General features: G+C 54.0%; 22 protein-coding genes and 2 tRNA genes. 15 read left to right on the top strand and 9 right to left on the bottom strand.

Features of this window, described 5'->3' with window-relative positions:
- Positions 1-118 precede the first annotated feature (118 nt).
- Both BEN74_RS09400 and BEN74_RS09395 read right to left on the bottom strand, forming a co-directional pair.
- Positions 119-1,006, bottom strand: a complete 888-nt coding sequence (locus BEN74_RS09400; RefSeq protein WP_068913010.1) for an SDR family NAD(P)-dependent oxidoreductase — start codon at positions 1,004-1,006, stop codon at positions 119-121.
- A gap of 307 nt (positions 1,007-1,313) precedes the next feature.
- A complete protein-coding gene (locus BEN74_RS09395) occupies positions 1,314-2,591 on the bottom strand; it encodes an O-acetylhomoserine aminocarboxypropyltransferase/cysteine synthase family protein (RefSeq protein ID WP_068912935.1) in 1,278 nt (425 codons plus the stop codon).
- A 310-nt stretch (positions 2,592-2,901) separates the two neighbouring features.
- Here BEN74_RS09395 and ettA point away from each other — a divergent pair, with 310 nt between their 5' ends.
- Positions 2,902-4,563 (top strand): energy-dependent translational throttle protein EttA, encoded by a 1,662-nt coding sequence (ettA, locus tag BEN74_RS09390; RefSeq protein ID WP_068913008.1) that lies wholly within the window; start codon positions 2,902-2,904, stop codon positions 4,561-4,563.
- Between the two features lie 84 nt (positions 4,564-4,647).
- Here the strand turns inward: ettA and BEN74_RS09385 are convergent, their stop codons facing one another.
- On the bottom strand, positions 4,648-5,448 hold the full coding sequence (locus tag BEN74_RS09385; RefSeq protein ID WP_068912933.1) for a DUF4198 domain-containing protein: 801 nt from the start codon (positions 5,446-5,448) through the stop codon (positions 4,648-4,650).
- Positions 5,449-5,608: 160 nt separating this feature from the next.
- On the opposite strand from BEN74_RS09385, the gene BEN74_RS09380 reads away from it, so the two are divergent.
- Positions 5,609-6,559 (top strand): cation diffusion facilitator family transporter, encoded by a 951-nt coding sequence (locus BEN74_RS09380; RefSeq protein ID WP_068912930.1) that lies wholly within the window; start codon positions 5,609-5,611, stop codon positions 6,557-6,559.
- A 7-nt stretch (positions 6,560-6,566) separates the two neighbouring features.
- Here the strand turns inward: BEN74_RS09380 and BEN74_RS09375 are convergent, their stop codons facing one another.
- The 5 genes from BEN74_RS09375 to BEN74_RS09355 all read right to left on the bottom strand — a co-directional run bounded on the left by BEN74_RS09375 (position 6,567) and on the right by BEN74_RS09355 (position 9,264).
- Positions 6,567-6,908 (bottom strand): hypothetical protein, encoded by a 342-nt coding sequence (locus tag BEN74_RS09375; RefSeq protein WP_068912928.1) that lies wholly within the window; start codon positions 6,906-6,908, stop codon positions 6,567-6,569.
- Positions 6,909-7,080: 172 nt separating this feature from the next.
- Positions 7,081-7,156: transfer RNA gene (locus BEN74_RS09370), tRNA-Glu, on the bottom strand.
- A 33-nt stretch (positions 7,157-7,189) separates the two neighbouring features.
- A tRNA-Ala gene (locus BEN74_RS09365) sits at positions 7,190-7,265 on the bottom strand.
- 59 nt (positions 7,266-7,324) lie between these two features.
- Positions 7,325-8,833, bottom strand: coding sequence for a glutamate--tRNA ligase (gene gltX, locus BEN74_RS09360; protein ID WP_068912925.1), 1,509 nt, complete (start codon positions 8,831-8,833; stop codon positions 7,325-7,327).
- Positions 8,834-8,964: 131 nt separating this feature from the next.
- On the bottom strand, positions 8,965-9,264 hold the full coding sequence (locus BEN74_RS09355; RefSeq protein ID WP_068912922.1) for a hypothetical protein: 300 nt from the start codon (positions 9,262-9,264) through the stop codon (positions 8,965-8,967).
- Positions 9,265-9,645: 381 nt separating this feature from the next.
- Here BEN74_RS09355 and BEN74_RS09350 point away from each other — a divergent pair, with 381 nt between their 5' ends.
- The 9 genes from BEN74_RS09350 (at position 9,646) to BEN74_RS09310 (ending at position 20,296) form a co-directional block, all read left to right on the top strand.
- Positions 9,646-10,647 (top strand): sulfate ABC transporter substrate-binding protein, encoded by a 1,002-nt coding sequence (locus tag BEN74_RS09350; protein ID WP_068912920.1) that lies wholly within the window; start codon positions 9,646-9,648, stop codon positions 10,645-10,647.
- A gap of 249 nt (positions 10,648-10,896) precedes the next feature.
- Positions 10,897-11,913, top strand: a complete 1,017-nt coding sequence (locus BEN74_RS09345; protein WP_068913006.1) for a sulfate ABC transporter substrate-binding protein — start codon at positions 10,897-10,899, stop codon at positions 11,911-11,913.
- A gap of 360 nt (positions 11,914-12,273) precedes the next feature.
- Complete coding sequence (gene rsmH / locus BEN74_RS09340) at positions 12,274-13,185, top strand: 16S rRNA (cytosine(1402)-N(4))-methyltransferase RsmH (protein WP_068912918.1); 912 nt, start codon at positions 12,274-12,276, stop codon at positions 13,183-13,185.
- Between the two features lie 10 nt (positions 13,186-13,195).
- A complete protein-coding gene (locus tag BEN74_RS09335) occupies positions 13,196-13,528 on the top strand; it encodes a cell division protein FtsL (protein WP_068912915.1) in 333 nt (110 codons plus the stop codon).
- 13 nt (positions 13,529-13,541) lie between these two features.
- Entirely contained in the window at positions 13,542-15,368 is a 1,827-nt protein-coding gene (ftsI, locus tag BEN74_RS09330) for a penicillin-binding protein PBP3 (RefSeq protein ID WP_068912913.1), read from the top strand.
- A 7-nt stretch (positions 15,369-15,375) separates the two neighbouring features.
- Complete coding sequence (locus BEN74_RS09325; protein WP_068912911.1) at positions 15,376-16,875, top strand: UDP-N-acetylmuramoyl-L-alanyl-D-glutamate--2,6-diaminopimelate ligase; 1,500 nt, start codon at positions 15,376-15,378, stop codon at positions 16,873-16,875.
- A 21-nt stretch (positions 16,876-16,896) separates the two neighbouring features.
- Positions 16,897-18,306: a UDP-N-acetylmuramoyl-tripeptide--D-alanyl-D-alanine ligase gene (locus BEN74_RS09320; protein ID WP_068912908.1), complete on the top strand. Its 1,410-nt coding sequence runs from the start codon at positions 16,897-16,899 to the stop codon at positions 18,304-18,306.
- A complete protein-coding gene (mraY, locus tag BEN74_RS09315; RefSeq protein ID WP_068912906.1) occupies positions 18,307-19,425 on the top strand; it encodes a phospho-N-acetylmuramoyl-pentapeptide-transferase in 1,119 nt (372 codons plus the stop codon). It begins immediately after the preceding gene.
- 67 nt (positions 19,426-19,492) lie between these two features.
- Entirely contained in the window at positions 19,493-20,296 is an 804-nt protein-coding gene (locus tag BEN74_RS09310; protein WP_068913004.1) for a putative RNA methyltransferase, read from the top strand.
- Between the two features lie 230 nt (positions 20,297-20,526).
- On the opposite strand, the gene ponA is transcribed toward BEN74_RS09310, so the two are convergent.
- Complete coding sequence (ponA, locus tag BEN74_RS09305; RefSeq protein WP_068912904.1) at positions 20,527-23,067, bottom strand: penicillin-binding protein PBP1a; 2,541 nt, start codon at positions 23,065-23,067, stop codon at positions 20,527-20,529.
- A 199-nt stretch (positions 23,068-23,266) separates the two neighbouring features.
- Between ponA and BEN74_RS09300 the strand changes: the two genes are divergently transcribed.
- Genes BEN74_RS09300 through BEN74_RS09285 form a run of 4 tightly spaced genes read left to right on the top strand, consistent with a single transcriptional unit; the run spans position 23,267 to position 26,224 of the window.
- Complete coding sequence (locus BEN74_RS09300) at positions 23,267-24,289, top strand: pilus assembly protein PilM (protein WP_068912902.1); 1,023 nt, start codon at positions 23,267-23,269, stop codon at positions 24,287-24,289.
- Positions 24,289-24,954: a PilN domain-containing protein gene (locus tag BEN74_RS09295; protein WP_068912899.1), complete on the top strand. Its 666-nt coding sequence runs from the start codon at positions 24,289-24,291 to the stop codon at positions 24,952-24,954. Before BEN74_RS09300 ends, BEN74_RS09295 begins: the two co-directional genes overlap by 1 nt.
- The gene (locus BEN74_RS09290) at positions 24,951-25,697 is read left to right on the top strand and encodes a type 4a pilus biogenesis protein PilO (RefSeq protein ID WP_068912896.1); all 747 of its coding nucleotides are present in this window, start codon (positions 24,951-24,953) and stop codon (positions 25,695-25,697) included. Before BEN74_RS09295 ends, BEN74_RS09290 begins: the two co-directional genes overlap by 4 nt.
- Positions 25,697-26,224 (top strand): pilus assembly protein PilP, encoded by a 528-nt coding sequence (locus BEN74_RS09285; RefSeq protein ID WP_068912893.1) that lies wholly within the window; start codon positions 25,697-25,699, stop codon positions 26,222-26,224. The genes BEN74_RS09290 and BEN74_RS09285 overlap by 1 nt, the downstream gene beginning before the upstream one ends.
- Positions 26,225-26,284 lie beyond the last annotated feature (60 nt).

Here is a 26,284-nt window from a genome sequence, read left to right as displayed (position 1 = left end):
GCGCCGGCATTGAGGCATTAAATCTTGATCAATTTTTCATATGGCGGCGGCTGCGCCGGCTGAAATAAAAATAAGCCCTTGACCGGGCTTATTTTAATCTGGCGGAATTAAGCTGGACTTACCAGTGCTCGCCCGGGAACAGGCGGGCATAGGCCTTCTGCACCCAGTTCAGCTTTTCATGCTGGCCGACAGAGGCTGAAGAGCTTGGGAACAGGTTGTAGCCGATGGACATCAGCTTGTTGTTGATGTCCGGCGCAACCGAGTAAGTCAGCGATGCAAGGCGGCCGAGGTTGGTTGCGACTTTTTTCGGGCGCTTGACAATCGCGTAGGCGATTAAGTCGGCAGCCTGTTCCGGCGACAGCGTCGGCACATATTTGTAAATCTTGGTCGGCGCGATCATCGGCGTGCGCACCAGCGGCATGTAAACCGAAGTAATCGCGATCTTATGCGAATGCACTTCGGCGGACAGGCAGCGGCTGAAAGCGTCCAGCGCGGCTTTAGACGCCACATAGGCTGAGAAGCGCGTGGCGTTCGCCAGTACGCCGATCGAGCTGATATTGATGATGTGGCCGTCACGGCGGATCATCATCTGCGGCAGGATGTTCATCACCAGGCGGATTGCGCCGAAGTAATTCAGCTGCATGGTGCGTTCAAAGTCGTGGAAGCGCTCGGTGGATTCATGCACGGCGCGGCGGATTGAGCGGCCGGCGTTGTTGATGAGGATATCAATATGATCGACGGCAGCCAGAATCTGCTTGGACACTTCATCAATTGAATTCATGTCGTTCAGGTCGCAAGGGAAAACAGAGGCTTGGCCGCCTTTGGCTTCAATTTCAGCTTTCACCTGGTCCAGCGTCTCTTTGGTGCGGGCAACCAGCAGCACATGCGCGCCGGCGCCGGCCAGGCGGTGCGCAACAGTTAAGCCGATTCCGCTGGAAGCGCCTGTAATTAAGACGACTTTTCCATTCACTTTTTCTTTAAAGAGTTTTTCTAATCTTTGTTTCACAGTTAGTTTCCCTGATCTGAATAAATGTGATTCAGTGCATTTGTTTTTATTGCCTGAGCATACCGTCATTCTTGCTGAAATTCAGTAATGTTCCGTGCGGCTATGATAGCGGATTTATGCCGAAAAGCTATAATTTTAACTTGTTGAATTTAAAAATGAATTTAGAGTTATTGCTCTAAAATGGATCATCTTTATACCCATTATTCACTATGAATCAGCAATAAAGCAAGGAAATGCTGAAGAAAAATTTCCGCATCCGGGGCAGCCTTCAGCGCTTGCGCCGCAAGGCTGCCCGGCGTTCAGGGCCTCAGACCGCGGCCAGCGCCTGCTCCAGATCCGCAATCAGGTCATCAATATGCTCAATGCCGACAGACAGGCGCACCATGTCGGTGCTGACGCCGGCGGCTTTCAGCTCCGCTTCGTTCAGCTGGCGGTGCGTGGTGGTGGCCGGGTGGCAGGCCAGGCTTTTGGCGTCGCCGATGTTCACCAGGCGGGTAAACAGCTGCAGCGCGTCAATGAAGCGCGTGCCGCCTTCACGGCCGTCCTGCACGCCAAAAGACAGGATCGCGGAAGGCCTGCCTTTGACGTATTTCTGCGCCAGCGCATGCTGCGGATGGTCTTTCAAGCCGGCGTAATTCACCCATTTCACTTTAGGATGGGCCTTGAGGTATTCGGCGACCTTCTGCGCATTTTCAGTATGGCGCTCCATGCGCAGGTTCAATGTTTCCAGGCCCTGCAGGATCAGGAACACGCTGAGCGGGCTGATGGCTGCGCCGGTATTGCGCAGCGGCACCACGCGGGCGCGGGCGATATAGGCGGCTGCGCCGAGGGCTTCGACATAGTTGACGCCGTGATAGCTCGGATCGGGCGTATTCAGGACTTTAAAGCGCTCCGGATATTTGCCCCAGGGGAATTTGCCGCTGTCGACAATAATCCCGCCGATGGAGTTGCCGTGGCCGCCGATGTATTTGGTCAGCGAGTGCACAATGATGTCAGCGCCGAAATCAAAGGACTTCTGCAGGGCAGGTGTCGCCACGGTGTTGTCAACCACTACAGGCACGCCGTATTCATGCGCGATGGCCGCGATGGCTTCCAGGTCAATGATGTTGCCCAGCGGGTTGCCGATTGATTCGACAAATACCAGCTTGGTTTTTTCATCAATCAGGCCGCGCAGCGCTTCCGGATTCTGATAGTCAAAGAAGCGCACTTCAATGCCCTGCTTCGGCAGGGTATGCGCAAACAGGTTGTAGGTGCCGCCGTAGAGGGTGGAAACCGATGCAATATTGTCGCCGGCTTCAGTAATGGTCTGAATGGCGTAGGTGATGGCCGCCATGCCTGAAGCCAGAGCCAATGCGCCAATCCCGCCTTCCAGCGCCGCGACCCGCTGCTCCAGCACCGCAGTGGTCGGGTTCATGATGCGGGTGTAGATATTGCCCTGCACCTTTAAATCAAATAAATCGGCCCCATGTTGAGTATTGTCAAAGGCATACGATGTGGTTTGATAAATAGGAACGGCCACGGCTTTGGTGGTGGCTTCCGGCTGATACCCCGCGTGAATGGCTAAAGTTTCATCTTTATAAGTCATGTTGCATCATCTTCGTGAGTTGGCTATTTGATCAGTCTATCAGTTATGCATATGAATAAAAGCGCATATTTACCGAAATAAATATCTTGTTTACTGATATGGCTGAAAGTTTTTCAGCTCAAAACTGAGCGGATTCAAGCATGCGCAAGCCTGCCTGAAATTTAAACTATCCGTTAGTTGTAACATTCTATTGAAGATGCGGGCTATGCCTTATTTTTTCAGCGCTTTCATCGTATAATGCCTGCGGTTATTTGTTCACCCGATGTTGTGATTATGGGTGAATTTTGGTTTTTCAATTGAGGAGTCCTGCGTGGCCCAATATATTTACACGATGAACCGTGTGTCGAAAATGGTTCCGCCGAAGCGCGAAATCTTAAAAGACATCTCTTTATCATTTTTCCCGGGCGCGAAAATTGGCGTGCTTGGTTTAAACGGTGCAGGCAAATCTACCCTGCTCCGCATTATGGCTGGCGTAGATAAAGATTTCTCAGGCGAAGCGCGCGCGCAGCCGGGTATTAAAATCGGCTACCTTGAGCAGGAGCCGCCGCTGGATCCAAACAAAGACGTCCGCGGCAACGTCGAAGACGGCCTGCGTGAACCGCTGGATGCCTTGGCGCGCCTGGATGAAGTATTCGCTGAATACGCCGCTGAAGATGCCGACTTTGACGCGCTGGCAAAAGAGCAGGAAAAGCTTGAAGCCATTATCCACTCATGGGATGCGCATAACTTAAGCAACCAGATGGATCAGGCAGCGGCAGCGCTGAACCTGCCGGCTTGGGATGCTGACGTCACCCTGCTTTCAGGCGGTGAACGCCGCCGTGTCGCGCTGTGCCGCCTGCTGCTGTCTAAGCCGGACATGCTGCTGCTGGACGAACCGACCAACCATTTGGACGCGGAATCTGTGTCTTGGCTGGAACGCTTCCTGAAAGATTTCCCGGGCACCATCGTGGCGATTACGCACGACCGCTACTTCCTGGACAACGTGGCTGAGTGGATTCTGGAGCTTGACCGCGGCATGGGCATTCCTTACCAAGGCAACTACTCTTCTTGGCTGGAGCAGAAAAATGCCCGCTTAGAGCAGGAAAACAAGCAGGAAGAATCTTTTGCCAAAGCATTGAAAAAAGAACTTGAATGGGTTCGCTCAAATGCCAAAGGCCAGCAGAAGAAAAACAAAGCGCGCATGGAGCGTTTTGAAGAGCTTAACTCGCGCGAATTCCAGCAGCGCAATGAAACTTCTGAAATCTACATTCCGCCTGGCCCGCGCCTAGGCAACAAAGTGGTGGAAGTTGAAGGCATCAGCAAGTCATTTGACGGCCGCCTGCTGTATAAGGATTTGACTTTCACTGTGCCGCCTACCGCGATTGTCGGCATTGTCGGCCCGAACGGCGCAGGTAAAACTACGCTGTTCCGCATGATGACCGGCGAACAGCAGCCGGATACCGGCACGGTCACTCTGGGCGAATCGGTTAAAGTGGCTTATGTCGGCCAGATCCGCGATACTCTGGACAACAACAAAACGGTTTGGGAAGAAGTTTCCGGCGGTTTGGACATCTTGAGAATCGGCGATTACGAAATTGCATCCCGCGCCTATATCGGCCGCTTCAACTTCAAAGGCCAGGATCAGCAGAAGCGCGTCGGCGAGCTGTCCGGCGGTGAGCGTAACCGCCTGCAGCTGGCGAAGATCCTGCAGATGGGCGCAAACGTCATCCTGCTCGATGAACCGTCGAACGACTTGGATATCGAAACTTTGCGCGCGCTTGAAGATGCCATTCTGGTGTTCCCGGGCACCGTGATGGTGGTGTCGCATGACCGCTGGTTCCTTGACCGCATCGCGACGCATATCCTGTCATTTGAAAATGAACAGCCTGAATTCTACGAAGGCAACTATGCTGAATATGAAGCATACCGCCAGGCGCGCTTAGGCGACGCTGCGGTGGTGAAGCGTTCCAAGTATAAGAAAATCGGCAGCTGATTGCTGAATTGATGCCAAGCAAAAACCAGCCCCCGGGCTGGTTTTTTTATGCGCGGATTTTGTGGATTCAGCCTGCGGCAGGCATCAGGAGGCTGGAGCCGTGACGCCCAGGCTGATAATGGTGTAGTGCCGGTTTCTAGGAGCGGCTTTCGGGTCAATAGCCTCGCTGACTTCCAGCAAATAGCTGCCGGCCTGCGGGAAAGTCACGCTGGCTGTGCCGTCAGCATTTACTGCGGCGGACTGAGCCTGCTGTTCAGAAGCGCCTTGGGTGCGGATCAGCACTTCAGCCTGCGCCAGCGGCTTGCCGGCCTTGCTCAGCTGCAGCTGCACAGGGCGCTGCGCCTGAATTTCATTGGGGTGGGTCTGGAAGCTGACTTGAATCGGCGCCGGCGTCACGGCCACGGCAGAGGCGGCGCCTTTGCTGACATAGCTTTGGATGCTCCATTCGCGCACGGTATCAAGCTTCTTCGGAAGCTTGCCTTTAAAGTCGCCCGGAATTACAAAATCGCGTTCACTCAGCGCAGGAACCTTGTTCGCGGCTACATCGGCAAAAATCTTCCACTGCTTGTTGTGCTGCACATACTGGACCGGATGCGCGGCTTTGGCATAAAGCGTATAGGTGCCTTTTTCGGGCAGCTTCAGGTCAAAGGCCGCCGCGGATTTCAAGCCCGGCTGCGGCTGCGCCGTCAGCTGGGTCTGATCCGGCTGGATGATGCTGAACTGAACATCTTTCAGGGCGTATTCCGGCTGCAGCGCCTGTTCCGCATAAGCGCTCAGCACGGTAATTTGCGTATTGTCCGTGATATAGGCCAGCGGGGCCACATAAGGCGCATGCGCCTGGGCCTGCGCGCAGGCGAGCAAAGCTAAGGCTAGATATTTTTTCATAAAGGGTTATCCTGAAGATGAGGCAAGCTTTTGAATAAAATTTGAGTGAAAGCGATTATATCGGGGAATGGCTTTTATTGATAATAATTACTATTATCAATAAGTCTATAACACGAATCAGCTGAATTTTCAGCGCGGCTTGATAAAGCGGGGGGAAACAATGAACAGCCAGCATGGGCATGATCACAGTCATGCTGTTGTGACCGAAGGCAATGCCAGAAAATTAACCTTTGCCTTGATTCTGACATCGAGCTTTTTAGTGATTGAAGTCATTGCCGGCTTTATGACGCAAAGCCTGGCGCTGCTGTCGGATGCTGCGCATATGTTTACCGATGCGGCGGCTCTGGCGATTGCGCTGGCGGCCATTAAAATCGGCAAGCTGCCTGCGGATGACCGGCGCACTTTCGGCTATCAGCGCTTTGAAATTCTGGCGGCTTTATTTAACGCCTCAATGCTGTTTGCAGTAGCGATGTACATTCTGTATGAGGCCTATCTGCGCTTCAGCCAGCCGCCTGAAATCCAGAGCGCGGGCATGATGATTGTGGCGGTTATCGGCCTGATCATTAATTTAATTTCGATGCGGATTTTATTTTCCAGCGCGCAGGACAGCCTGAACGTCAAAGGGGCTTATCTTGAAGTCCTGAGCGATGCGCTGGGTTCGGTCGGGGTGATTATCGGCGCGGCGGTGATTTATTTTACCGGCTGGATGTGGGTGGATACCCTGATTGCGGTGCTGATCGGCTTCTGGGTGCTGCCGCGGACCTGGATTCTGCTGAAGCAGAGCATCAATATTCTGCTTGAAGGCGTGCCGGAGGAGATTGACATTGAAAAGCTGCGCAATGACCTGCTGAATTTAAACGGCGTTGAAAGCATTCATCAGCTGAAAGTCTGGGCCATCAGCTCCAAGAATGTGCATTTGACCGTGCACCTGCTTGCGCCCTGCGCAGACCGCAATGCCCTGTACCGCGAGGCCTTGGAAATGCTCAGCCATCAGCACGGCATTACCGAAATGACCCTGCAGATTGAAGAGGGCGCCTGCGCGGCGGATGCGCACCGCCATGAAGGGGATGCGCATGAGGAGGAGATGGCTGCGGATTCACATCGGCGCTAGGCGCGGATCAGCTTTCCCATTCGTGGCTGCAGTCGCGGCATTTCCATTTTTTCTGCGACTGCATGAAGGCCTGCATGGAAATTTTAAAATCCGGCAGGTCGCGGTAAAACAGGAAGCCGGCAATCAGGCAGACCGCGAATACCGCAACGGTCGCCGCCTGCAGTCCGGAGCCTGCGCCGTCGCCGAAAATCCACATCGCAATGCTGATCAGCGCCAGAAGAAGCAGGACGAAGATGGCTGGAATTAAAAACACCAGGCTCTTTGGCACAACCGGGCGTGCGGCCGGCGCGCCGGCTTGCGCAACGGGCATGATTTTCGGGCTTTGGCATTGAGGGCAGCGGTATTGCATTGCAACTCCATAATTTTAATTTACCGCTTATTTTAATCGGAATGGCGCAGAAAGCAAAAAGCGCCTGAAGAAAAATGCGCCGGCGGCTGAATTGCAGGCAATAAAAAACCCAAGCTGCAATGCTTGGGTTTTTTATAAGATGGCCTTAAATCAATTAAAGCCGCCTTGAATATGGCGTCCCTACGGGGATTCGAACCCCGGTTACCGCCGTGAAAGGGCGATGTCCTAGGCCTCTAGACGATAGGGACAAGTGAGGCAAACACAGGTAAAAAAACATTTTTTGGTGGAGTCAAGGAGGATCGAACTCCTGACCTCTACAATGCCATTGTAGCGCTCTACCAACTGAGCTATGACCCCAGTCTGTGTGTGAGCGCTATATTATGGATATCGCGCTCACGCGTCAACTAAAAAATCAATTAAATGCTGTCAACTGCATCATTTTTCGGCAATTTCAGGCTTTCATTGAGCTTTTCCCAGACTTTCGCTTCTTTTTTGCTCGGCCCGCCGGCAATTTCAAGGGCGTGGCGCAGGCGCGCGAAGGTCAGATCCGGGCCAAGGGTAACCATGGACTGCATCACCGGCGTAGATGAGGTTGAGCCGGCAATGGCGATAAAGAACGCCGGCATGAAGTCGCGCAGCTTGATTTCCATCTGATTCGCCAAGTCCATCAGGGTTTGGCTGACGGTGTCATTGTTCCATGTGAACAGGCTTTCCAGGCGCCAGATGGCGAACTGCAGGCTTTGGCGCACCTGTTCTTCGCTGAGCTTCTTGCTTTCGAACTGCTCTTTCGACAGCGTAGGGAACTGGTTGAAGTAGAAGCCGGCCCAGTTCACCGCTTCCGACAGCAGGTTGATGCGCGGCTGGATGGCTGCGGCGATGTCTTCCAGGGTCTGGCGGTCAGACTTCCAGGCCAGCAAGGTATTCAGCAGTTCAGCAGGCGTCAGGCCCTTGATCCACTGGCCGTTCAGCCAGTTGAGCTTTTCCACGTCAAAGATCGGGCCGCCCAGCGACACGCGCTGAATGTCAAAGTGCTGCACCATTTCCGCCAAGGTGAATTTTTCGCTTTCGTCCGGCATTGACCAGCCCATGCGGCCCAGATAGTTCAGCAGGGCTTCCGGCAGCACGCCGATGTCTTTGTAATAATTGATTGAAGTCGGGTTTTTGCGCTTGGACAGCTTGGATTTGTCCGGGTTGCGCAGCAGCGGCATGTGGCACAGCGCAGGCATTTCCCAGCCGAAGTACTGGTACAGCAGCTGGTGCTTCGGCGCGGAAGGAATCCACTCTTCGCCGCGGATGACGTGGGTGATCTGCATCAAATGGTCATCCACCACGTTGGCGAGGTGGTAGGTCGGCAGGCCGTCAGTTTTCAGCAGAATCTGCATGTCGACCTGCGCCCATGGAATTTCCACTTCGCCGCGCAGCATGTCATTGAATTTGCAAACGCCTTCAGCCGGCACTTTCATGCGGATGACATGCGCTTCGCCGGCAGCCAGGCGGCGCTCGACTTCGTCCTGCGCCAAGTTCAAGCCGCGGCCGTCATAGCGCGGCGACTCGCCGCGCGCCTGCTGTTCTGCGCGCATCTGATCAAGCTCTTCCGCCGTAGCGAAGCAGTAGAAGGCATGGCCTTTTTCCACAAGTTCCAGCGCATACTGCCTGTAAATACCCATGCGCTCCGACTGGCGGTAAGGCGCGTGCGGGCCGCCTATATCCGGGCCTTCAGACCAGTTCAGGCCCAGCCAGCGCAATGAGTCCAGAATCATTTTTTCGGATTCCGGCGTAGAGCGCAGCTGGTCGGTATCTTCAATGCGGAGGATGAACTCGCCGCCATGCTGCTTGGCGAAGCATAAGTTAAATAAAGCGATGTAAGCTGTGCCTACATGGGGAAAGCCAGTAGGAGATGGCGCGATGCGAGTACGGACTGTCATAACCGGATAATATTCAAAGTGTAAATTGCAGCTATTATAACGAAAAAGCCCCATCACTTAATGCTTAATTCAACATTCAGTAATGAGGCTGCGCTCAGGCTTCAAAGCGGGGGATGGCCTGCGCCCGGCAGTCAGGAGCTGTGCTGCGGGAACAGCGCCTGCACAAAGCGGGTGAAGCTCTGGTTCTGCGATGCAAGGAAATTCTGTGTCGGCGCGGCTTTCAGCGCGGTCAGCATTTTTAAATTGCCGTCCAGCTGCAGCTGGCCCGCATTTTTCTGCTGATGAATGGCTTTTTCAATCAGCGAGCCTTTTTCAGCAGGCAAAGCGGCTTTGCTGCTGGCTGATTTGCTGATGGCGGCGGCATGGCCGGCCTGGGCTGCGAAAGTCAGGCCTAAGCCTAAGCATATTGCAGAAAATAAAGGTGATTTCATTTTCAAACTTCCCCTTAAGCTGATGTTCAAATCATAGCGATTTGGCTGTTTTCTAGTAGTAATGCAGCCATTTAAGCATTTTTTGCGGTAAATTTCAGGAACTGCGTCACATTTTTTACAAAAAGGCTAAAAATCAGGCCGGCAAGCTGCCAAATCCAGGAGCTTTCTCCTTGACTGGCCTATTTGTAGCAGACAACTGTGGAGACAGCGTGGAGGCGGATGCCTTCAGCCGCCTGATTTAGCATCAATCGCGCAAATCAATGCAGGATTATGCATATGCATAAAACAGGAATGCAAGCCATTTAATAGTATAAACAGCTGATTGTTAAAAGTATTTTATATTCATATAGTGCATTTAACTGAACAGATGAGTGCAATGCCATGAAAAAAACCATCGCTGCCGGCGCGCTGGCGCTGTTAAGCGCAGCTGCGGCTGAAGCGGCCGCCGCCAGGGAGTTTCTAAATGTGTCCTATGATCCGACCCGCGAGTTTTATCAGGAGTATAATCAAGAGTTCGGCGCCTACTGGAAAAAGCGCACCGGGCAGGAGGTCAGCTTCAAGCAGTCGCACGGCGGTTCAGGCAAGCAGGCGCGGGCGGTCGCAAGCGGGCTGCAGGCCGATGTGGTGACGCTGGCGCTGGCCAATGATATTGATGAAATTGTCCGCAGCGGGCAGATTGACCGGAACTGGCAGAAGGAATTTCCGCATAATTCCGCGCCCTATACCTCAACCATCGTATTTCTGGTGCGCAAGGGCAATCCCAAGCAGATTAAGGACTGGAATGACTTAAGCCGGCCGGGCGTGGAAATCATTACTCCAAACCCGAAAACCGGCGGCGCGCCGCGCTGGATTTACCTGTCGGCATGGGGCTACGCCTTGAAGCAGCCGGGCGGCAGTGACGCCAAGGCCAGGGAGCTGGTGAAAAAGCTTTATCAGAATGTGAAAGTGCTGGATTCGGGCGCGCGCGGCTCATTGACTACTTTTGCCGAGCGCGGCATAGGCGATGTGCTGCTGTCCTGGGAAAATGAAGCGCTGCTGGCGTCGCAGGGCTTAGGCAAAGATAAGTTTGATGTGGTGTATCCGTCAATTTCCATTCTGGCCGAGCCGTCCGTGGCGATTGTCGATAAAACCGCCGATAAAAACGGCAGCCGCAATTTGGCCAAAGGCTACCTCAACTATCTATATTCGCCGAAAGGCCAGGAGCTGGCGGCCAAGCATTATTTCCGCCCGCGCGACAGCAGGGCTGCAGCCAAATATGCGGCGCAGTTCCCGAAAGTGCAGACCTTTACGGTTGATAAAGTCTTTGGCGGCTGGGCCAAGGCGCAAAATGCGCATTTTGCGAATGGCGCCATTTTCGACCAGATCTACAGCGGGAAAAATTAAGCCTGCATGCCTTAAAGCTGGCGGCATGCAGCAGCTGAACCTGATTATGCATTTTTATTATATGCAAAGATGAAAACGCTATATATCTTGAATAAGTAAAGTGTTATATGGGTTTTTATGCGCAAAAACAAGGTATTAAGATAGAATGCGCCCGGCGGCGGCGGCCGTACTGGCCGCCGGCGCGCATTGATGTTGACGGCTTTATTTTTTATATTGGGCAGCATTGCAGATCAATTTTTTAATACGCTCATGAAAACCCAATTGAAAATTTTTTTCAGCGCCGCGGTGCTGTCGGCCAGCTTCGCATTCAGCGCGGCTGCGCAGGCGGCTGACCGTGAATTCCTGAATGTCTCCTATGATGCAACCCGTGAATTTTACGATGAATTCAACCAGTCCTTCGGCGCCTACTGGGAATCCCGCACCGGTAAAACTGTAAACTTCAAGCAGTCGCACGGCGGTTCAGGCAAGCAGGCCCGTTCTGTGGTTGACGGCTTAAAAGGCGATGTGGTGACTTTGGCTTTGGCCAACGATATTGATGAAATTGTCAAATCCGGGCAGATCCAGCCGGGCTGGCAGAAAGAGTTTCCTTACAACTCCGCGCCTTATACCTCGACCATTGTCTTTATGGTGCGCAAGGGCAACCCTAAAAAGATTAAGGACTGGTCAGACCTGACCAAGCCGGGCGTGCAGATCATTACCCCAAACCCGAAAACCGGCGGCCTGCCGCGCTGGGTCTACCTGTCGGCATGGGGCTATGCGCTGCAGCAGCCGGGCGGCAATGACGCCAAGGCCAAAGACTTTGTTGGCAAAATGTACCGCAACGTCAAGGTGATGGACTCGGCAGCCCGCGCGTCGATGACCACCTTTGCCGAGCGCGGCATAGGCGACGTGCTGCTGACCTGGGAAAATGAAGCGCTGGTGACGCAGAAAACCCTGGGCAAGGGCAAATTTGACATCGTTTACCCGTCCGTTTCTATTTTGACTGAGCCTTCTGTAGCGATTGTTGATAAGACCGTAGAAAAAAATGGCAACAAATGGCTGGCTGAAGGCTATATCAATTACCTGTACTCGCCATTGGGGCAGGAAATGGCCGCCAAGCATTTCTACCGTCCGCGCAATGAAAAAGTGCTGGCCAAATACAAGGCGCAGTTCCCGCCATTGAAAACCTTCACCATTGATGAAGTGTTCGGCGGCTGGGCCAAAGCGCAGCAGACGCATTTTGTGAATGGCGGCGTATTTGATCAGATCTATAATACAAAACGCTGATTTTCAGGCTGTAAAAAAGCCGCGCTGACAGACTGAATGCCGGCCAGTTAAGAAACTGGCCGGCATTCAGCTTTTCAGATGATCTGTTTTAGGGCCTGCTTGCTCCCGGGCTTGGCTGAATGCAGCGCTTATCCGGGCGCAGGAAAGCGCTGAACAGGCAAAAAAGACGGGCTGGATTGCGCGGGCTTTTTCGGCCAAAGCTGCAAATTTAGCCGGATTGCGCCGGAAAAGGCCATCCGGCAAACTTTAAAACGGTTTTCTCTATGAAAAGTAATATTTCTGTACAAAAAGACGTTTGGAGCTTTGTTAAAACAAGGTAATAATGTGCAGTTACTTTTTTACTGTACTGAACCCATCCATATGTCGCATATTTCTGTATTACTTCACGAAACCGTTGATGCCCTGCTTGCCGGGCGCAATACAGGAATTTATGTGGACGGCACGTTTGGACGCGGCGGGCATACCCGCTTATTGCTGTCCAAGCTGGATGCCTCGGCGCGGGTGTACGCTTTCGACAAAGACCCGCAGGCTTTGGAAACCGCTGCTGCCTTGGCGCAGGAAGATCCGCGCTTCAGCATCATCCATGCCAGCTTTGCCGACCTGAAGCAGGAACTGCAGGCGCGGGGCATAGAGTCGGTGGATGGCGTCATGGCGGATTTAGGGGTTTCATCGCCGCAGCTGGATCAGGCGGAGCGCGGCTTCAGCTTTATGAATGACGGCCCGCTGGACATGCGCATGGACAATTCCCAAGGCCAGACCGCGGCGGAATGGCTGCTGAAAATTGAAGAAGAAGCGCTGGCGAATTACATCTATCAATACGGTGAAGAGCGCTACAGCCGCCGCATTGCCAAAGCCATTAAAAATGCCGGCTATATTGAAACCACCGGCAAGCTGGCGGAAATTGTCAAAGTGGCGCATCCCAAGTGGGAAAAAAATAAACACGCCGCCACGCGGACTTTTCAGGCCATCCGTATTGCCATTAATAAAGAATTAGAAGATATTGAAATTTTCCTGCCTCAAGCCGTGGATGTGCTGAAGCCGGAAGGGACTTTGGCGGTGATCAGCTTCCATTCCCTGGAAGACCGGCTGATTAAGCAGTTTATTCAAAAAGAATCGACCTTGGCGGAAGATACCGGCTGGGGCTTGCCTCAAAAGCGGGAAGATACCCGCCGCTTGAAAAAAATCGCGCGCATCCGCGCCAGCGATGCGGAAGTTAAAGCCAATCCGCGTTCACGCAGCGCTTGGCTTCGCGTGGCAGAACGTTTAGCTTAAAAGGCGAATAATGAAAACTGAAGCGATAGAAAAAACAGCTGACAATCTGAAACTGAAAAAAACCGTGGCCTATGCCATTCTGCTGGCATTGGTGTTCAGCAGCGCTGTGGTGGTGGTTTTTCAGGTCTTTGAATACCGTCAGGATTACCGCAAGCTCAGCACTTACCTGCGTGAACGTGATGACCTGAATGCGGAATGGGGGCGCCTGCTGATTGAGCAGCAGACTTTCGGCGCAACCGCGCAAATCGGCACGCGGGCGGTGACCCAGCTTCGGATGTACTCTCCGCCAGTGGCGCAAACGGTTGTTATATCTTTACCGCAGACTTCAGAAGAGAAAAAATAAGGCTAGCTGTACCATGGTGGATAAGAGAATTAAGCAGGCAGTGCGGAAAAAGCAGTCAGTGACAGGCAAGCATGTCATCAATGTTGAAATGTGGCGTTTTTACCTGATGTGGGGCGTGGTGCTGCTGTGTTTTCTCGCCCTGGTCGGGCGCGCTTTTTATGTGCAGGTCATCAATAAGGACTTTCTGCAGAATAAAGCCAATGCCAATATTTTAAGAACGGAAAAAATCCGGGCGATGCGCGGCGTGATTTATGACCGCCACGGCGTGCCTTTGGCCATCAGCACGCCGGTGATGAAAGTAGTGATGGACCCGCGCGATTATTTTGACAATAAGAAGCTGTATGAAGACATCATGGCGCAGCTGGAAAAAGAGCCGAACAGCCGCAAGCTGAAGCGCCAGCTGCCCGACAAAAATATGAACCTGGATGAGCTGGCGGATGCCGTAGGCATGGACCGGGCGGAACTGCGCAAGAAAGTCTATGAGCGCCCGCGCTCGCGCTATCTGGTGCTGAAGAAAGAAGTGCCGCCGCAGCAGGCCGAGCTGATCGCGAAGCGCGATTTTCAGGGGGTTTATACCGAAAAGAACTATAAGCGTTACTATCCGCAGCCGCAGCCCAACTCGCAGATCATCGGCCTGACCAACAGTGAAGGAAGCGGGATTGAAGGGCTGGAAATGCAGCTGAATCAGCGCCTTGCAGGCACTGACGGCGAGCAGCAGATTGTCCGCGACAAAAAAGGCAACCGCGTTAAAGACCCGGAAGTGGTGAAGGAAGTGGAGCCGGGCGAAAACGTGACGCTGAGCATTGACTCACGCCTGCAGTACATTATGTACCGCGAATTGACCGCCGCCGGCGTAGCCAATAATGCCCGTTCCGCCACCGCGATTGCAGTGGATGTGAAAACCGGCGAGATTCTGGCCATGACCAGCTGGCCATCGTATAACCCGAATGACAAAAACAGCCTGGGCAATAAAGACGCCATGCGCAACCGCGGGGCGGTGGACTCCTTTGAGCCGGGTTCAACCATGAAGCCGCTGACTGTGGCGATGGCGCTGGAAAGCGGCAAGTATATGCCGAACACCGTGGTGAATACTTCGCCGGGCTCAATGCGGGTAGGCAACCACACTATCCGCGATACGCATAATTACGGCGCATTGACCCTCGGCGGGATCATTCAGAAATCCTCCAACGTCGGCGTGGCGAAAATCGCGCTGTCCCTGCCTTATTCAACCCTGCCGACTTTCTATCAGCGTTTAGGCTTTGGCCAGCGCTCAGCGGTGAAATTCCCCGGCGAAAGCGCGGGCCTGATCCTGCCGAAAAGCAAGTGGAATGTGTCTGAAGTCGCCACCATGGCCTACGGCTACGGCCTGAACGCGACGGTGCTGCAGATGGCGGACGCCTATGCCATGATCGCCAACAAGGGCGTCAAAATGCCGCTCAGCCTGTACAAGCTGGAAGCGCCGGCGAAAGGCGAGCAGATGATCAGCCCGGCGATTGCCGATCAGGTGCTGCTGATGATGGAATCGGCCACCATGCCGGGCGGCACGGCCACCCGCGCCAATATTTCAGGCTACCGCGTTGCCGGCAAAACCGGCACGGCGCATAAGCTGCGCCCGGACCGCAAAGGCTATTCAACTACAGAATACCGCGCCCTGTTTGCCGGCGTTGCTCCAGTCAGCGATCCGCGCATCGCCATGGTGGTGGTGGTTGAAAACCCGAAAGGCACTTATTTCGGCGGCACAGTTTCCGCGCCGGTCTTTGCGCGCGTCATGCAGGAGTCCCTGCGCCTGATGAACGTGCCTTTAGACAAACCTTTAGATACTCCTAAATCCAGCAAATAGGTGATGCATGCCAATTACATTTCAACAGCTCTGCAGCGCTGAACAGCCGGCTGAATGGATGCTGCAGCCGTTCAGCGGCTTCAGCCTGGACAGCCGGAAAGTAGCGGCGGGGCAGATTTTCATTGCGCTGACATCGCTTTCCCAGCCGGAAAAAACCGCGCAGTTTGCGCAGGCCGCCTTGGATAAAGGCGCGCTGGCGGTGATTTCTGAAACGGATCTGGGCCTGGAAAACTGCTTTGCAGTGGCGGATGTGCGCCAGCTGATGGGGCAGTGGCAGAAGCAGTACCTGCAGGCCGCGCAGCCGGTGCATCCGGCGCGGATTATTGCGGTGACCGGCACCAACGGCAAAACCACCATTTCGCGCCTAATTGCAGAATTATTGACGCAGCAGGGCAAAAAGTGCGCGGTGATGGGCACTACAGGCAACGGCATTCTACCGAATCTGGAAGCCTCTACGCATACCACGCTGGATGCGCTGCAGATGCAGAATGCGCTGCACAGCTATGCGCAGCAGGGCGCAGAATTCGCTTCAATTGAAGCCAGCTCGCACGGGCTGGAGCAGGGCCGGCTGAATGGCTGCGCGGTTGAAATCGCCGCCTACAGCAATTTAAGCCGCGACCATCTGGACTATCATAAAACCCTGGAAGCCTATGCGCAGGCCAAGTCGCGCCTGTTCCAGTTTCCGTCACTGAAAGCGGCCATTATCAATCTGGATGACGCCTATGCGCCGGTGATGCTGCAGGCTGCGCAAAGCAATCCGGCGCAGCCGGAAATTCTGACCTATTCGGCCGCTGCGCAGGACGCCGATTATCAGGTGCGCGATATTCAATACAGCCTGAGCGGCGTGCAGTTTAAGCTGGCGACGGCGCAAGGCGAATTTGCTGTGCGCAGTCCGCTGCTGGGCCATTTCAATGTGGAAAATATTGTGGCGGCCTTCATCGCTGCCGAGCAGGCCGGATTTGCGCTGCCGGACTTAATCGCCGCTGCGCCGCAGCTGCAGGGCGCGCCGGGGCGCATGCAGGTGATCCGCGATGCGGACCGGCTGTTTATTGTCGATTATGCGCATACGCCGGATGCTTTAATTCAGGTGCTGCAGACACTGCGGCGCCATGCCGCGCATGATTTATGGGCGGTATTCGGCTGCGGCGGCGACCGAGACCGCGGCAAGCGCCCGCTGATGACGCAGGCCGCTTTGGCGCATGCCGATATCGCCTTAATTACTTCGGACAATCCGCGCACTGAAGATCCTGCGCAGATTTTTGCCGACATGAAGGCCGGCATCAGCTTTGCGCAGCATCAGGCGCATGAGATTCATGACCGCCGTGAAGCGATTAAATTCGCCGTGGCGCAGGCTAAAAGCGGCGACATTGTGGTGATTGCCGGAAAAGGCCATGAAAATTATCAGGAAATTGACGGCGTGCGCCACTGGTTTGATGATGCGGTGGAAGTGCAGTCGGCGATTGACGCGCAGCATCACAGTACAGATTCAGCATATCCAGCGCATTAAGCCGGCTTCATAGGAAACAACATGCATACTTCTACAACCAGTACGGCAGTTTTAGAGCCGTGGACCGCAGAGCAGCTGGTGCAGGCCACGCAAGGGCATTGGCATAATGCAAAAGCGCCTCAGGGCGCAGTCAAGCGCATTTTGACCGATTCGCGCCATGCCGAATCCGGCGATGCATTTCTGGCGCTGAAGGGCGAGCGCTTTGATGCGCATGACTTTATTGCCCAGGTGGCTGCTAGCGGCTGTGAAATAGCAATTGTCAGCCATCCTGTCGATGCCGATATTTGCCAGCTGGTGGTTGCGGATACCCGCCTGGCGCTGGGCCATCTCGGCGCTTACCGGCGCGCGCAGCATCCGCAGCTGAAAGTCATCGCCCTGACCGGCAGCAGCGGTAAAACCACGGTGAAGGAAATGCTCGGCAGCATTCTGTCGCGCATTGCGCCGGCGCTGATTACCCGCGGCAACCTGAACAATGACCTAGGCGTGCCGATGATGCTGCTGGAGCTGCGCCGTGAGCATCAGTATGCCGTGATGGAGCTGGGTGCCAGCCATGTCGGTGAAATTGACTACACCTCAAATCTGGTGCAGCCGGATGTGGCCGGCATCCTGAATGTCGGAACGGCGCATTTAGGCGAGTTCGGCGGCCGTGAAGGGATTTGCCGCGCCAAATCAGAAATTTATGCGCATGTCGCCAAAACCGGCGTATCAATTGTGCCGGCTGCGGATGACTTTGCGGATGCGATCCGCAGCGCGGTGCAGACGGAACAGCTGCTGAGCTTTGGTCCCGGCGGCGATGTGTACGCCGCGGATATTCAGCTGCAGCCGCAGTCTGCGGTGTTTACGCTGCATACTCCGGCCGGCGCGCGCCGGATCAGTTTGCCCTTTGCCGGCGGACACAATGTGCAGAACGCCGCCGCTGCGGCCGCTTTTGCGCTGGCCATCGGCATTGGCCTGGATGATATTGCTGCTGGCCTGGAGAACGCCGCAGGCGCCAAAGGCCGGCTGAATTTCATCCAGTATCAGCAGCATTTATTCATTGATGACACCTATAACGCCAATCCGGCGTCAATGCGCGCCGCCGCCGAGGTGCTGGCGCAGCAGGACGGCATCCGGGTGATGGTGATCGGCGATATCGGCGAGCTGGGCGCCAGCGCAGCGCAGCAGCATTATATGCTGGGCCGCGATCTGGTCTCGGTCAAAGGCATCAATTTTGTGGTTGCTGTGGGCGGATTTGCGCCTGCTGTGCAGGAAGGCGCGCGCAGCACCCAGTACGGAAAGAAACTGCAGGCGTTCCTGACTCAGGAACAGGCCCTGCCGCTTTTAATCAGTCTCGCTGAGACGCATCAGCCTCAGTCCATGAGTTTCCTGTTCAAAGGTTCTCGCTTTACCCATATGGAAACCTTGATGGCTGACTTGATGGAGAAAATTTAAATGCTGTTATGGTTATTTGAACAGCTTGCGGGCTATCACAGCTCATTCCAAGTTGTGCGCTATTTGACGCTGCGTTCGCTGCTGAGCGTATTGACCGCACTGACCATCGGCCTGGTGCTGGGGCCGGTGATGATCCGCAGGCTGCAGGCCTTGAAGTACGGCCAGGCCGTAAGCTCATTTGCGCCTGAGGGGCATGCCAAGAAAATGGGCACGCCCACCATGGGCGGCGTGCTGATTCTGCTGTCCATCGGCATTTCCACCCTGCTTTGGGCTGATTTGTCCAATCCCTATGTGTGGATTGTGCTGGCGGTGATGGTGATCTTCGGCGCGGTCGGCTGGGCCGACGACTGGATCAAGATCCGCTATAAAGACAATGCCGGCCTGCCGGCGAAGAAGAAATTCTTCTGGACCTCGGTCGGCTCTCTGGGCGCCGGCATCGCGCTGTACGTGATTGCCGCCCAGCAGGCCAACCCGGTGCATACCGCAGACATGCTGGATGTGCTGATTCCGTTCTTTAAGGAAATCAGCATTCCCCTGTCGGTGATTCCGCTTGGCATCGGCTTTATTATTTTCACTTATCTGGTGATCAACGGCGCATCCAATGCGGTGAATTTAACCGACGGCCTGGACGGCTTGGCGATTATGCCGATTGTGCTGGTGGCTGCCGGCTTGGGCGTATTCGCCTATCTGGCCGGCGATGTGCGTTTTGCCGACTACCTGCATATTCCCTATGTGAAATACGCCTCGGAACTGGTGGTGATCTGCGCGGCCATGATCGGCGCCGGCCTGGCGTTCCTGTGGTACAACGCGCATCCGGCGCAGGTGTTCATGGGCGATGTCGGCGCGCTGTCTTTAGGCGCGATGCTCGGCACCATTGCCGTGATGGTGCGTCAGGAAATCGTTTTTGCCATTATGGGCGGGGTGTTTGTGGTGGAGGCGGTGTCTGTGTTCCTGCAGATCGGCTCACTGCGCATGCGCAACAAGCGGGTATTCCTGATGGCGCCGCTGCATCACCATTATGAGAAAAAAGGCTGGCGCGAAACCCAGGTGGTGATCCGCTTCTGGATTATCACAATTATGCTGGTAGTTTTAGGTCTGATGACCTTAAAATTGCGCTAAGCGAATAGAATGTGAAAAGCCGGCATTTGCCGGCTTTTTTAATGCCTGAACGGCTTTGGAGAAAATGATGAATCTGCTGATGTGCCCGGTTTGCCAGAAGCAATTGGCGCTTGAGGACAGAACATGGCGCTGTGAAAACAGTCACAGTTATGACGTGGCGAAGCAGGGCTATGTCAACCTGCATGTGGTGCAGCATAAGCACAGCAAGAACCCGGGCGATACCCCGGAATCGGTGCAGGCGCGGCGCGCTTTTTTAAGCGCCGGGCACTATGCGCCGCTGCAGCAGGCCGCTGTGGCAAAGATCTGCGGGCTGCGGATTGAAAATCTGCTGGATATCGGCTGCGGCGAAGGCTATTACACCGGTGCCATGCAGCGGGAAGTGATGCAGTGCGCCGGGGTGGATATAGCCAAGAATGCCGTGCAGGCTGCGGCCAAGCTGAATAAAGGCGTGACGTGGGTGGTGGGAACCGGCGCGACCCTGCCGGTGCTGGATCAGTCGGTTGATCTGTGCAGCAGCCTGTTCAGCCCGATTCCGAAAGAAGAAATCCTGCGGGTGTTAAAGCCGAAGGGCTATCTGATGGTGGTCACGCCGGCGCCGCAGCATCTTTACGCCATGCGTGAAGCGCTGTTTGAAGAAGTGCAGGCGCATGATCCGCGCAAATTCGTCCATCAGCTGCAGGATGCCTTTGACTTGCTGGAAGAGCAGGTGATTGATGCGCCGATGCTGCTGGGGCAGCAGGACTTGAAAAACCTGATCGCGATGACGCCTTATGCCTATAAGGCCAAGCCGGAGCGCAGGCAGGCTCTGGAAAGCCAGGCGGAATTTGCGCTGAATGCGCAGTTCCAGATGTTTATTTTTCAGAAGAAATAAAGCCTGCGCTGGATCAATAAAGCCCTCTTGCGGGTAATGCTGATCAGTTAAGCGTAATTTCATTATTACTGATTGATAAATCTCCCCTAACCCCTCTTTGAAAAAGAGGGGAACACCCTTGAATTCAATACCATATTGAACTTCGAAACGCTCCCTCCTTTGAAAAAGGAGGGTTGGGGAGGATTAAAAATGCTTAACTAACAGGCATTACCTCTTGCGAGGGCTTTATTTTATTGAACCTGTTCGATTAAGTTTTCCAGCGCATCAGAGCGGGGTTTCGCTCCCGCGGGCGCTGGATGGTTCTGCAGGGCCGGCGGCGCGCTGTTTTTCGGCGCCAGCGCCTCTTCTTCACCCGGCAAGTCCTCAAAGTCATTTTGCGCCGGGCGTACTGCCGGCACAGGCGCCGGGCGGTACAGCGGCTGAGCCAGCGGTGGCGAAGCGCGGTCCTGCACTTCAGCGCCTGGCAGGACCTTGATGGTCACCTGATTGCGGTTCAGCGGCGCTTTGGCGTTTTTATCCAGGCGCACCCAGGCTTCAGGCGTGCCTTTTAAGGCATTGGCCATAAAGCTGGTCCAGACCGGCAGGGCCGCTACGCCGCCGTATTCACGGCGCCCCAGCGTGGTAGGCTGGTCAAAGCCTACCCATGCAATCGCCACCAGCTTGCCGTTAAAGCCTGCAAACCATGCATCTTTGGCGTCATTGGTGGTGCCTGTTTTGCCGCCAAGATCATTGCGCCCGATTTTCAGGGCCGCGCGCCCGGTGCCGTGCTGAATGACGTCACGCAGGATATTGGCCATGTCAAATGCGGAGCTGGATTTTAAAATCCGCTGTGCTTGGCGGTAATCCGCAGTGTCAACATCCGCCGGCTGCGCTTCCGGCAGGGTGGCGCCGGCTACTGCAAAGGCTTCATCATCCGGCGTTGAAGGCTCGGCTGAATCCGCTGGCGGCTCTTTCTCATTGATGCAGGAAATGCAGGCGTAGTCAGGGTTGGCCTGATAAATCACTTTGCCGTAGGCGTCTTCAATGCGGTCAATGAAATGCGGCTGAATGCGGTAGCCGCCATTGGCGAAAGTGGCATAGCCGGTGGCCATCTGCACCGGCAAAACCTGCGGCGTGCCTAAGGCGATGGTGTAATTGCGCGGAATCTGATCTTCCTGCAGGCCAAAGTCCATGAACAGCTGGCGGGTGCGCTCAATGCCGACGGTCTGCAGCAGGCGCACAGATACGGTATTGCGAGACAGGTAAAGCGCGCGGCGCAATGGAATCATGCCCAGATAGCGGCCGTCAGCGTTTTTAGGCGACCATTTGCCAATGGTGATCGGGCTGTCATTGACCATGCTGAACGGAGTCATGCCGCGCTCTAAAGCCAGCGCATAGACAAAAGGCTTAATGATCGAGCCCGGCTGGCGCCAGCCCTGCAGCGCGCGGTTGAACTTGGACTGGTAAAAATTATAGCCCCCTGAAATGGCTTCAATCGCGCCATTGTTCGGATTCATCGCAATCAGCTGGCCCTGCGCTTTGGGAATCTGCACCAGCGACCAGGAGCTTTTGTCCTGATTCGGGCGCAGGCGGATAATATCTTTGACTTTGACAATCTGCGAGGCCTTGCCAGGCGCATTGCCTACGCTGTTGGCATTGCGGTAGGGGCGGGCCCATGACATGCCGGACCAGGGCACGGTCACGGTTGTGCCATCCTGCATCAGCGCATCAAAGCTGGATGCGCCGACTTTGGTCACTTCTGCGGGGAAGGTATTGGCATAGGCCATAAAGCGGGACAAAGGCTCATCATGCGCTTCCGCGCCGCGCCAGCCGTGGCGGCGGTCATAGTCTTCCAGCCCATTCTGTACCGCTTCTTCAGCATAGGCCTGGCGCTTGCTGTTAATCGTGGTGTAGACCTTGTAGCCGGAGTCAACCGCCTGTTCGCCCAGAGTCTGCACCAGTTCCGAGCGCACCATCTCGCCGACGTAAGGAAAGCGGTTATTTACCCCGCGCTCAGGCATATCCAGGCTGACCGGTTCGGCAATGGCTTTCTGATATTCGGCCTGATTGATGTAGCCCAGCTGCAGCATGCGCCCTAAAATCCAGTTGCGGCGCTCCAGCGCGCGCTTGGGGTTCGCCACCGGGTTGTATTTTGAAGGCGCTTTCGGCAGGCCGGAAATCATCGCCATTTGCGCCGTGCTGAGTTCATTCAGGTTCTTGTTGTAGTAAATTTTGGCGGCCGCCGCGATGCCGTAGGCGTTTTTGCCTAAGAAAATCTTATTGACATACAGTGTTAAAATTTCTTCCTTGCTTAAATTCTGCTCAATCTTGCGCGCCAGGAAAATTTCAGTCAGCTTGCGCTTCAGCGTGCGTTCAGGGCTTAAATAATAGTTCTTCGCCACCTGCATGGTAATGGTGGAGCCGCCGGACTGCACGTTTGATCCGGTAATGCTTTCGCTGACGGCGCGGCCCAGCCCCTTGAAGCTGATTCCGCTGTGTTCAAAAAACGATGAGTCTTCAGCCGCCAGAAAGGCGTGAATAAAGGCCGGCGGGATCTGGTCATATTCAACCGGCACGGAGAGCTTGCCGCCGTATTCCGCAATCAGCTCATTATCAGCACTGTACACTTGCAAAGGCTTCAGCAATGGCGCCTTTTTCAGGGTGGACATTTCAGGCAAAGATGGGGCAATATAGAGATACATGCCATAGAAACCCATTGGAATTGAGACCAGAATAATAATTAGGATCAAAAAAAATGGATGGACAAGGCCTGAACAAGATAGCTTTTTCATAACAAGTAAGTTTTAATAAGAGCTAATGGCAAACTAATTAGCGGTCAGTATATCCTTAAGACGTGCAGATTGTTATCAGATATTGTATCTGCACAAAATTATAGACCGGCTCTGATTAGTGGGTTAATTTTATTGGGGATAAAAAAATAATAGGAATTATATAGTGTTCAGTTTCCATCGTAAGCCAAATAAGGGGTTAATGGGAGTAGATATCAGTTCAACTTCTGTTAAAGTTTTGGAACTTTCTGTAAAAAGCGGACGGTATTGGGTTGAAAGCTATGCTTTGGTGCCTTTGCCGGAAGGAAGCGTTGTTGAAAAAAACATATTAAATCCTGAAGCAGTCGGCGACTCCTTGGAGCGCGCGATTAACTTAGCCAATGCGCAGACTTCAAACGCCGCGCTTGCTGTGCCTACTTCAATGGTGATTACTAAAGTCATTGAAATGGATGCAGACATGACCAGCGATGAGCGTGAAGTTCAGATCCGCATGGATGCCGAGCAGTATATTCCTTTCCCGCTGGATGAGGCGAGCCTGGATTTTGAAGTTCTTCCAGACCGCTTATCCAACCCCGGCCGCGTCAATGTCCTGCTGGTTGCTACACGCATTGAAAATGTCGAAGCGCGCGCAGAAGTGCTGGAGCTGGCTGGCCTGACCCCTAAAATTGCCGATGTGGAAAGCTTCGCTTTGGAAAATGCCTTCAAGGTGTTTTCAGACACCTTGCCGATGGGGGTGAAAACCGTCGGCATTCTGGACATCGGCCACAGCATGACCACGCTTTCGGTCATGCAGAACAATAAAGTGATTTATACCCGCGAGCAGGTTTTCGGCGGCAAGCAGCTGACGCAGGAAATTCAGAACCGTTATGGCCTGTCTTTTGAAGAAGCCGGGCGCGCGAAAAAAACCCGAGCTTTGCCGGATGACTATGACATTGAAGTGCTTGAGCCCTTCCTGGAAGCGGTGGTGCAACAGGCTGCGCGCTCGCTGCAGTTTTTCTTTTCATCATCCCAATTCAATGAGATCGATCATATTCTGCTGGCGGGCGGCAATGCCAATATTCCCGGCCTGGCCAAGCTGCTGCAGCAGAAGCTGGGCTACCGCGTGACCATTGCCAATCCATTTCTGCAGATGGGTTTTTCACCTCAAATTGATATTAAAAAAATTGAAAATGACGCTTCATCGCTCTTGGCGGCTTGCGGCTTGGCATTGAGGAGTTTTGATTAATGGCGAAAATAAACCTGCTCCCTTGGCGCGATGAGCTGAGGGAGAAACGGAAAAAAGAATTCATCGCAGTCTGCATCGGGGCTTTTTTTATCGGGGTACTCGGGGTAGGTGCAACCTGGCTATTCTTTGACAACAAGCTGCAGGATCAGGAACAGGCGAATCAGCTGATCGTCAGCACCAATCAGAATTTGGATGTGCAGCTGAAGTCGCTGGAAGGCCTGCAGGAGCAGCGCAATGCCATTATAGAGCGCATGAAGCTGATTCAGGGCCTGCAGGGCCAGCGCCCAATCGCCGTGCATCTGCTTGATGAGCTGGTCCGCGTCACGCCAAGCAATATGTATATCACTAAATTCAGCCGCTTAGGCGATAAGTTTACCCTGGAAGGCAAAGCTGAAAGCCCGAATACTGTTGCGGAGCTGCTGCGCAATCTTGAAGCATCGCCTTGGTACCGCAATGCATTCATGAATTCGTTCCTGGTGGCGGAAGAGAAAAAGGATCAGGCGCCAAGTTCAGTGGTTCCACGGGTTGAAGAAGGCTATGGCGTTTTTGTGGTTACAGCGGACTTGGACGCGGTTGCCGAGCCGGAATTAACAGGCCAGGCGGATGCTAAGGCTGCTGTCCCGGCAGCAAATACAGCAACTTCTGCAGCGGAGGCGGCAAAATGAGTTACGACGAATTTGAAGGCTTGAATAAAGAAGCCGCAGCGCTGCCAAAGAAAAAAATGACCTTGGATAAATTCCTGCAGCAGTTCAATACCTTAGATACCAACAATTACGGCAGCTGGCCGCTGTCGGTTAAGCTCACCTGCTGGATTTTCATCATTATTCTGGTGCTGCTGCTGGGCTACTTTGCCGTGATTAAGGGCGCGATGGATTCGATTTCCAACGCCAATGCGCAGGAACAGAATTTATTGAATGAATTCAGGGAAAAAGACTCCAAGCTCCGCAACCTGCAGCAGTACCAGATGCAGCTTCAGGAAATGGAAGCCCGCTTCAATCAGCAGCTGGAGCAGCTGCCGAAGGAAACTGAAATTCCTGGACTTGTTGAAGACATTAACGTGACAGGCGTGAATTCAGGGCTGAAATTCAAGAATATCCGCCTGGAAAATGAGGTGAAGCAGGAATTCTTTATCGAGCAGCCGATCGCGATTGAGGCAACAGGCGATTATCACTCCTTTGGCGCCTTTGTCAGCGGTATTGCCGGATTATCCCGCATTGTGACTTTGCATGATTTTGAAATCACCGCATCAGAAAACCAAGAGAAAAAAACCGATATACCTAAGGTTGACTACAGCCTGAAAGCGAAAACTTACCGCTATGTCGGCAATGCTGAAAATGCAGCGGGCGCCGCGCCGGCAGCCTCAGGAAGTCAGGCTGCGGCAGCTGCCCCAGCAGGAGGAGCAAACTGATGAAAATTAAAAAAATTTCTATGTTTGTGATGCTTGGCGCTGCTTTGGCAGGCTGTGAGTCACGCATTGACGCCGTGAATCAGGAAATGGCGAATATCCGCAACCAGCCGCCGATTGCGATTGAGCCGGCGCCGGATTTTGTCCCGGCAGAAACATTTATTTATGCAGCGCAGCAGCTGAAAAGCCCATTCCTGCCGAACTCCTTGGCGACGGAACTGAAAATCATGGCGGGCAAGCGCGTTTATCCGAATTTCAGCCGCCAGCCTCAGCCGCTGGAAAGCTATGCGCTGGAAAGCCTGAATATGAAAGGCAGCCTGCGCAGCCAGGCCGGCAATGTTCTGGCGCTGATACAGACGCCGGATGGCCAGATTGAACGGGTTCAGCTCGGCAGCTATATGGGGCTCAATCACGGCCGGATTGTAAAAATTACACCGACGCAAATTGATGTGGTTGAGATTATTCCAGATGGGCGGGAAGGCTATGTTGAGCGTCCTAGAAGCCTCATATTGATTGGACCGGCACCTTAAGCTTAAAGGAATAAAAATGAGAAATAGTGTGAAAGATTTTATTTTTGGGGATGGCAATAC

This window comes from Acinetobacter sp. WCHAc010034, assembly GCF_001696615.3.
Taxonomy (GTDB): Bacteria; Pseudomonadota; Gammaproteobacteria; order Pseudomonadales; family Moraxellaceae; genus Acinetobacter.
Note: the sequence above shows the minus strand (reverse complement) of the source record. Positions and strands in the feature narration are given on the sequence as shown.

Bases quoted from the DNA above. Each gene is read 5' to 3' on its own strand.
- BEN74_RS09325 (WP_068912911.1), top strand. From the start codon at position 15,376: ATGCCAATTACATTTCAACAGCTCTGCAGCGCTGAACAGCCGGCTGAA.
- BEN74_RS09285 (WP_068912893.1), top strand. From the start codon at position 25,697: ATGAAAATTAAAAAAATTTCTATGTTTGTGATGCTTGGCGCTGCTTTG.
- ponA (WP_068912904.1), bottom strand. From the start codon at position 23,067: ATGAAAAAGCTATCTTGTTCAGGCCTTGTCCATCCATTTTTTTTGATC.
- BEN74_RS09300 (WP_068912902.1), top strand. From the start codon at position 23,267: ATGGGAGTAGATATCAGTTCAACTTCTGTTAAAGTTTTGGAACTTTCT.
- BEN74_RS09345 (WP_068913006.1), top strand. From the start codon at position 10,897: ATGAAAACCCAATTGAAAATTTTTTTCAGCGCCGCGGTGCTGTCGGCC.
- BEN74_RS09310 (WP_068913004.1), top strand. From the start codon at position 19,493: ATGAATCTGCTGATGTGCCCGGTTTGCCAGAAGCAATTGGCGCTTGAG.
- gltX (WP_068912925.1), bottom strand. From the start codon at position 8,833: ATGACAGTCCGTACTCGCATCGCGCCATCTCCTACTGGCTTTCCCCAT.
- BEN74_RS09375 (WP_068912928.1), bottom strand. From the start codon at position 6,908: ATGCAATACCGCTGCCCTCAATGCCAAAGCCCGAAAATCATGCCCGTT.
- BEN74_RS09355 (WP_068912922.1), bottom strand. From the start codon at position 9,264: ATGAAATCACCTTTATTTTCTGCAATATGCTTAGGCTTAGGCCTGACT.
- BEN74_RS09295 (WP_068912899.1), top strand. From the start codon at position 24,289: ATGGCGAAAATAAACCTGCTCCCTTGGCGCGATGAGCTGAGGGAGAAA.
- BEN74_RS09385 (WP_068912933.1), bottom strand. From the start codon at position 5,448: ATGAAAAAATATCTAGCCTTAGCTTTGCTCGCCTGCGCGCAGGCCCAG.
- ftsI (WP_068912913.1), top strand. From the start codon at position 13,542: ATGGTGGATAAGAGAATTAAGCAGGCAGTGCGGAAAAAGCAGTCAGTG.
- BEN74_RS09290 (WP_068912896.1), top strand. From the start codon at position 24,951: ATGAGTTACGACGAATTTGAAGGCTTGAATAAAGAAGCCGCAGCGCTG.
- rsmH (WP_068912918.1), top strand. From the start codon at position 12,274: ATGTCGCATATTTCTGTATTACTTCACGAAACCGTTGATGCCCTGCTT.
- mraY (WP_068912906.1), top strand. From the start codon at position 18,307: ATGCTGTTATGGTTATTTGAACAGCTTGCGGGCTATCACAGCTCATTC.
- BEN74_RS09395 (WP_068912935.1), bottom strand. From the start codon at position 2,591: ATGACTTATAAAGATGAAACTTTAGCCATTCACGCGGGGTATCAGCCG.
- BEN74_RS09320 (WP_068912908.1), top strand. From the start codon at position 16,897: ATGCATACTTCTACAACCAGTACGGCAGTTTTAGAGCCGTGGACCGCA.
- BEN74_RS09335 (WP_068912915.1), top strand. From the start codon at position 13,196: ATGAAAACTGAAGCGATAGAAAAAACAGCTGACAATCTGAAACTGAAA.
- BEN74_RS09380 (WP_068912930.1), top strand. From the start codon at position 5,609: ATGAACAGCCAGCATGGGCATGATCACAGTCATGCTGTTGTGACCGAA.
- BEN74_RS09350 (WP_068912920.1), top strand. From the start codon at position 9,646: ATGAAAAAAACCATCGCTGCCGGCGCGCTGGCGCTGTTAAGCGCAGCT.